This window comes from Streptomyces sp. NPDC058964 (assembly GCF_042741275.1).
GTDB lineage: Bacteria > Actinomycetota > Actinomycetes > Streptomycetales > Streptomycetaceae > Streptomyces.
The window spans coordinates 21,351-27,387 of the sequence record NZ_JBHYKH010000025.1; the positions used below are offsets into that span (position 1 = coordinate 21,351).

8 protein-coding genes and 1 pseudogene are annotated in these 6,037 nt (G+C 68.4%); 2 read left to right on the forward strand and 7 right to left on the reverse strand.

The genetic code is table 11. From position 1 onward, the window contains the following. Positions 1 to 5: 5 nt before the first annotated feature. From eccD to ACFW2E_RS05470, 7 genes and pseudogenes are all read right to left on the reverse strand, one after another. Positions 6 to 1,361 carry a type VII secretion integral membrane protein EccD gene (eccD, locus tag ACFW2E_RS05440; RefSeq protein WP_384461758.1) on the reverse strand — a complete coding sequence of 452 codons (1,356 nt, stop codon included), beginning with the start codon at positions 1,359 to 1,361 and terminating at the stop codon, positions 6 to 8. A gap of 13 nt (positions 1,362 to 1,374) precedes the next feature. After that, positions 1,375 to 1,668 carry a hypothetical protein gene (locus tag ACFW2E_RS05445; protein WP_384461808.1) on the reverse strand — a complete coding sequence of 98 codons (294 nt, stop codon included), beginning with the start codon at positions 1,666 to 1,668 and terminating at the stop codon, positions 1,375 to 1,377. A gap of 93 nt (positions 1,669 to 1,761) precedes the next feature. Then, entirely contained in the window at positions 1,762 to 2,385 is a 624-nt protein-coding gene (locus ACFW2E_RS05450) for a hypothetical protein (protein WP_384461761.1), read from the reverse strand. A gap of 4 nt (positions 2,386 to 2,389) precedes the next feature. Further along, the gene (locus ACFW2E_RS05455; protein ID WP_384461763.1) at positions 2,390 to 2,866 is read right to left on the reverse strand and encodes a hypothetical protein; all 477 of its coding nucleotides are present in this window, start codon (positions 2,864 to 2,866) and stop codon (positions 2,390 to 2,392) included. Between the two features lie 75 nt (positions 2,867 to 2,941). Further along, positions 2,942 to 3,253, reverse strand: a complete 312-nt coding sequence (locus tag ACFW2E_RS05460) for a pore-forming ESAT-6 family protein (protein ID WP_384461766.1) — start codon at positions 3,251 to 3,253, stop codon at positions 2,942 to 2,944. A gap of 56 nt (positions 3,254 to 3,309) precedes the next feature. Beyond that, the gene (locus ACFW2E_RS05465; RefSeq protein ID WP_384461769.1) at positions 3,310 to 3,642 is read right to left on the reverse strand and encodes a hypothetical protein; all 333 of its coding nucleotides are present in this window, start codon (positions 3,640 to 3,642) and stop codon (positions 3,310 to 3,312) included. A gap of 251 nt (positions 3,643 to 3,893) precedes the next feature. Next, positions 3,894 to 4,839 (reverse strand): annotated as a pseudogene (locus tag ACFW2E_RS05470) (LacI family DNA-binding transcriptional regulator); the annotation flags it as partial. A 385-nt stretch (positions 4,840 to 5,224) separates the two neighbouring features. On the opposite strand from ACFW2E_RS05470, the gene ACFW2E_RS05475 reads away from it, so the two are divergent. Beyond that, complete coding sequence (locus tag ACFW2E_RS05475; RefSeq protein WP_384461772.1) at positions 5,225 to 5,518, forward strand: hypothetical protein; 294 nt, start codon at positions 5,225 to 5,227, stop codon at positions 5,516 to 5,518. Positions 5,519 to 5,687: 169 nt separating this feature from the next. Further along, the coding region (locus ACFW2E_RS05480) for a carboxymuconolactone decarboxylase (RefSeq protein ID WP_384461775.1) at positions 5,688 to 6,037 on the forward strand (350 nt) is incomplete at its 3' end.

The window sequence follows — 6,037 nt, forward strand, 5'->3', positions numbered from 1 at the left end:
CCACCTCACGCAAAGGTGCCCAGCAGCCGCCCGTACACCCCGAACACCCCGAGGACCAGCGGGAACAGAGCGACCACACCAGCCGACTCCAGCACGTCACCGGCCTTGCGCAGCCGAACCCGGACATGCTCGGCGGGCTGCACGGCCAGCACACCCAGCGACACCACGACCAGCACGCCGAGAACGGCGAGCGGTGCCGGCGCTCCCGAGTGCTCCCGCCACAACCAGGCCAGCCGCAGCGCCACCACCATGGACGCCGCGAGCAGTACGACCACCTCCGCCACCAGCGGGTAGGCACGCGCCCGCAGCGCGAGGACAAACGCCACGGCGACAGCCAGCAACACCGTCCACACCGTCACCGTACGCACTGCCAGCACTCCGGCGACGGCACCGCAGACCGCGGTGACGAGCGTCGCCAGCGCCAGCCCCCGATGTGTGGCGGCCAACGCGGTGGCCACTTGGTATCGGCTGACGGACGAGCCCGCGGAGCGCCGGTCGTCCAGCCCGGACAGACCCGATGCCGCCAGCGCCAGCCGGGGCAGCATGCCCAGCGCGACGACGGACACCACGGCGAGCAGCGCCCCGGCACGTGCTGGATCGGCTCCGCCGGACTGGAACGCGAGCGCCACCTCCCAGCACGCGCCCGCTCCGGCGAGTGCCCCTGCCCCGACCAGCGCACCCCGCCCGAACGGCGAGAACCAGCCGAGCAGCAACAGCATCACCACGAAAACCGAGAGCACGGCGGCCAACCGCGCGGCTCCCGGCCAGCCCTGTGCGTCGGCAACCGACCAGGCACCCTGCACACCCACAGCGGCACTCACCACGACCAGAGCAGCGGCAAGCCCCTTGTGCCCGGCCCGCCCCAGCAGCGCACCGGCCACCGCGGCCACCGCCGCGATCACCAGGAGCGACCATCCCGCAGTCTCGGCCTCGAACCCCTGACGCGCCATGAAGCCGACGGCCGACGCCCAGACCACACCCGCGCCCGCGGCCGTGATCCGCCGCGCCCGCGCGTCCCACCGCCAGGCCCGCACATCCAGATCGCCAGCCGCCTCGTCACTCACGTCATGGACCACCGGCGCGGACGGCGCATCCTCGACCCGGACCAGCCGTAGTACGGCACCGTCGGGCACTCCCGCCGACTCCAGCGTGGCATCCGGCTCCAGAGCACTTCCGTCGGCCGTCACCAGGTGCCGGGCCTGCGGCTGCTCCGCCACTCGGTCATCGAGCAGCCGCATCACCTCGGGCAACAACAGCCCGACCGGCTCCCGGGCCGGCAGCACCAGATCCACCCGCCGACGATCACCGACCAACGTGACTCGACTCAGTGCCGAACGGCTCACAGTCCCCCGGGATATCACGCGTTCGAACCTATCATCGGGCCGAATTCGCAGGCTGCGGTGGAACGGTGCGCTGACCGGAGGGCGTCGACACAGGCACAGAAGTGTCGTACGGAGCCTTCCCGATCACACGGTGCGCGACGAAGGACCACCCCACACACCCGGCACACACCACGGCAGCGATCACCACCCCCGCGAACGCCTTCCCGAGCCGCTCGTCCACGGTCCGCCGCTGCCGCTGCGCCCCGAACAACACGGCATCACGCAACCGCCGACGCCGCACCGCCACGGACTCAAGAAGCTGACTGTCATAATCCTGGGCTGACATCACTCAAATCCGGTTCGCTGGACACGCGGGTGCTCGTCGAACATCTTCTCGCCGCGCGGATTCCGGACGCAACGAGGCAGGGGCTGGGCACGGTCAGCAGCGCAGGCCAACGATGCCCCAGCCCCGGCGCTCTGCCTCCGTGACCACCTCGCCCCAGTCGGTGAGAAGGTCGGCAAACGACTCGAACGTACCGATCCGTCCGTCGGGCTCCGCGGCGTGCTGAATGAATGGCCCGCGCAAGATTTCCAGGTGAGTTTTCGCCTGCCGCCACCACCCAGCGAGCAGGGGTACCTGATCGGGCGGACACCACAGCAAGAGGTCCGCGTCCCAGGGGCAGGGCCGGTCAGAGAGCCTCGAACCGGCGCCGGTGGCGTCCTCCAGGCCGTGCCAGAACAACGTGTCGAGGAACCGGTCCACCACGTCACACACCTTCGGCTCGACGAACTCGCGCATGTACTCCCACCGAAAACCGGCCCAGACGTGCGGCTTGTACGAGCCGTGCGTGTTCCGGAAGGCATACCGGCCGAACCAGTCGTCACCCGGCTGCGTGGACCACGACCAGCCATGCTCGAAGAGGTCGTCGCGGTACGCCTCGCCGAACGCGGCCTCGGTCAGCAGGTCTTCCCGATCGCCGGGCGGTGCCGCCTCCACACGCGGCCAGTCCACGATCAGTACCTCTATCGCCACCCCCATCACACCAGCGTACGGCGCGAACACGGATCTACGACGGCCAGACGACCGCGCCGTCACGCACTACCAACGGTGCCGGCCGGGGCTCTTCGTAGAACCGGATCCATCCCAGATGGACATCGCCGTCGCAGCCTCGGTGCCGCGCGCTGGCCTTGGTCGCGAGCCAGCTGAGGAGTTCACCAGTGCGCTCGAAATCGTCCGGATGGATCTCCTGCCGGCTGGTCAGCGCCCAGCTTTCCTCCCCCGCGTCCTGCAGACGCAGCAGCACGGAGACAAGTGCGCCCCCAACCTTGTAGCCACCACCCTGCTGGCCGAGAAGGGGAACGGGGTGATCCTCGATGACGAACTCTCCGTCTTCGTCGTCCACTACGACCGGAAATTCGGTGACAATACGGAATGTCTCCGGCTGGGGGCCCACTCCCAGATGCCATCGCAGCTCCGTGAGTTCCCCCGCCGACAACTCATCACGCAAGTCCAACGCGAGCATCAGCTCGAAGATGTCAGCCATGGTCGCGCAGGCTACAGATGCATGGCCTGTTCGGGCGAGCGGTCGACGGGAGCGGGGAGGGACACCGCCAACCGGTCAGCCGATGTTGTCGACCGCTGCCTTCGCCTTGGCGAGGGTGGCCTGAGCGGTGCCGTCGTTCTGCTCCAACGTGTTGCGAACCAGACGGATGATCTCGCGCACCTCAGCTGCGGCCTTGTGCCAGCGGACCTCCTTGCCGTGGTACTCGTCCGAGACACCGTCGGCGCGGAAGTCGGCCATCGCAGCCTTGACCGCCCGGTCGCGGTCGGTCAGCACGCGCTCCAACTGGCCGATGATTCCGGACAGGCTGGTCTGTACGTCGGCGGAGGCGCCGGTGTCGTAGGAGCGGCGGTCCTGATTCTGGGTCATGATCGAATCCCCCTTGAAAACGGTGGCGGCAGCGGTGAGTTCCTCTTCGACGGCGGTTACCGCGCGCCGAAGCGGGCGGCGTCGAAGTTGGCAGCGCCCATGTTCTGGTGCGCGTTGTCACCCAACTCCACGTCACCACTACCGAAAGCGGTGTCCATACCGGACTGACCGCCGAGAATCGCGCCCAGCGAGCTGTTCAGATCTGCCGTGATCTCGTCGGCATGCGCCTTGAACGTGTCGAACGCGGCCTTGCCGGCACCATTGAACTTGCCCTCCAACGGTTCGGCCGCCTGGATCAGCAACCTGATCAGCGTCCCCAGGTCATCGCTTGAGCCGACGGTGCTCTTCCCGAGCTGCGACAGGGTCGTCGACCCCATGTCGAACTTCATCCACCCACCCCGTAAGCGTGTTGTGTGCTGGGACTACTCAATCGCCGCTGTTTCACCTTGCGGCGCCAGAGCCCACAGTGCGTCGAACATCTTCTCGCATCCCAAGTTGCAGGCGCAACGCGAACGGGGCCGAAGTGGCGTGATCTGGTGCATGCGACAGGATAAGGCTGAGGGCCATCTGATCATCCGAGACGAGCTCGTGTCGCCGAATCGGTCGATGCAACCTGGATGAGCGTTGAATCGCCGACCTCCTACGAAGGAACGGCGGTGCCCCGCAACAGGGTTGCGGGGCACCGTGGGGCTACCGGTGACGTCGAGCACAGGGCCACGCGGGCGTCGAGGGATGCCTCCCACTGTGCGGTGAGACCGAGCATGAGGCGCTGGCGCATGCCAGGGGTGACGTGGGCGTAGCGTGCGGAGACCGAACCGTCGGGGTGGCCCATACGCTCGTCCATGAGCACCTTCTCCGTGCCCAGGTCCTCCATCATCGTCCGGTGGGTGTGACGGAGGCCGTGGGGTGTGAGGCCCTTGGCGATCGGGAGCCAGCAGGCATCGGCACGATCGGTGGCACCCCGCCCTCGCGCCGGGACGCCGGGCCATGGCTCGCCGAGGATGGGTACGGGACGGGCCTCCTGTGGCGCCTTCTTCGGGTACCAGCCGGAGACCGCCGGCGTGAACAACCAGGTCGCAAAACCGTTCCTGCGCCAGTGGGCTGCATGCCCCGACACAGCGCCACCTCGCACGAATCCAAGGTCGGCCACGGCCTTCTCGACCCGCACCCGCGTAGCTTCGGCGACGCGGTGGGGGTGGTTGAGGACATTGGACACTGTTCCCGTGGAGACCCCGGCCAGCCGGGCTACGTCGGCAAGCTTGGCGCCGTGGTGGCCGCCGGTCCGCGCTGCCCCCTGGCCTCGGAAGACGTACGTCCACCCGTGGCAGGGGCAGGGTGTCGGTTTCGTGCGGGCGATGTGGTCGAACACCAGGGCCGACAGCCAGTCCATCGCATCGATGGTCCGGTAGCTGTCGTCCTTGGGCGGACAGCGCACCAGCTCGCCGGTATCCAGCTCGTACAGCTGCCACTCGACGCGGAACGCGCCAGGCCGGACGAACTCCGTCTCCAGGCCGACGATCTCGCCCCAGCGCTTACCCGTAGCCCTTGAGGACGACGGCGACGAACTCGTCGTCGCGGCCGGAGATCTTCCCCCAGAGACCACGCGAGCCCACGCCACACCAACCCAGACCAAGGCTCTGACCTGCACGTTTACCCACACACGCAGGTGTCGATCTTGCCCGAACCTCATTCGGGACGAAGAGGTAGCGGGTTCACATCCCGCCACCCCGACAGAGCTGTACCCAATCAGGGGCCTGATCCGCTCAGGGGCCTGATCCGCATCGCGGTTCGGGCCCCTGAGCGTTTCCCGCGGAAATGCCGCGGGTCTCCCGTCGCGAGGGCAATCCAAAAGGGCGCCGTGAGCGTACTGATAAGTGAGCCCCAGCCCGGGGGTGCCGCTCCTGTGCTGCGGCTGTGCGTCTCGTGCCGGTCAGAGGTGTGCGAGGCGTCGGAAGGAAAGGTGCGTCCATCATGCGAGCACAACGCGCGAGGCGTCTCGCCGCGGTGGCCGCGGTCGGCATGGTGATGGCCGGCGGCGCGACGATCGGTACGGCGGGCACGGCCGCGGCGGCGACGCCTGCCGTGCACACCCGGGTCACCACCGGCTGGTGCGGCGGCCGGGACGACTGGGGCGGAGGCTGTGTCGATCACCGCTTCGACCACAACGGGTTCTTCTTCAACCACGACGGGTTCCGTTTCGACCACCGCTTCGACCACCACGGGTTCCTCTTCAACCGCGGAGGTGTCCTGATCGTCGTGCTGTAGCCGATCCGGCAAGCGGGACAGGGCCCGCTCCCGTGCAGGCGAGAGGGCCTCCCCGCTTCGGCACGGCCGGACGGCCGACATGCGTGGTCACAGCCGGGCTCCTACGGTTGAAAGGCAAGTCGCCGACGCCCGGTCGGCGACTGCTCGGTACCGGAAGGTGGTCCCCCGTATGGCCGCAACATCAGAGACCCCGGTTCTCGACACTCTCGCCGCCATGACGGTCGACTCGATCGAGCGCTGCGGCATGGACGAGGGCTCGCTGGTCCTCACCCGTATCGCCGCGCTCGTCGCCATGGACGCGCCCGCGATCTCCTACCTCGCCCACGCCGGTGCCGCCATGGACGCCAATCTGACGTCCGAGCAGGTGCAGGACGTCCTCGTCGCGATCGCGCCCGTCGTGGGCACGGCGCGGGTCATGTCGGCTGCGGGGCACATAGCCGAGGCGTTCGGATTCGCCAACGCCCTGGCGGTGTGCGACGCCCAGGCGAACGCCGAGGCCCACGCGCCGGGTCAGGGGCG

Bases quoted from the DNA above. Each gene is read 5' to 3' on its own strand.
- ACFW2E_RS05445 (WP_384461808.1), bottom strand. From the start codon at position 1,668: ATGTCAGCCCAGGATTATGACAGTCAGCTTCTTGAGTCCGTGGCGGTG.
- ACFW2E_RS05455 (WP_384461763.1), bottom strand. From the start codon at position 2,866: ATGGCTGACATCTTCGAGCTGATGCTCGCGTTGGACTTGCGTGATGAG.
- ACFW2E_RS05460 (WP_384461766.1), bottom strand. From the start codon at position 3,253: ATGACCCAGAATCAGGACCGCCGCTCCTACGACACCGGCGCCTCCGCC.
- ACFW2E_RS05465 (WP_384461769.1), bottom strand. From the start codon at position 3,642: ATGAAGTTCGACATGGGGTCGACGACCCTGTCGCAGCTCGGGAAGAGC.
- ACFW2E_RS05475 (WP_384461772.1), top strand. From the start codon at position 5,225: ATGCGAGCACAACGCGCGAGGCGTCTCGCCGCGGTGGCCGCGGTCGGC.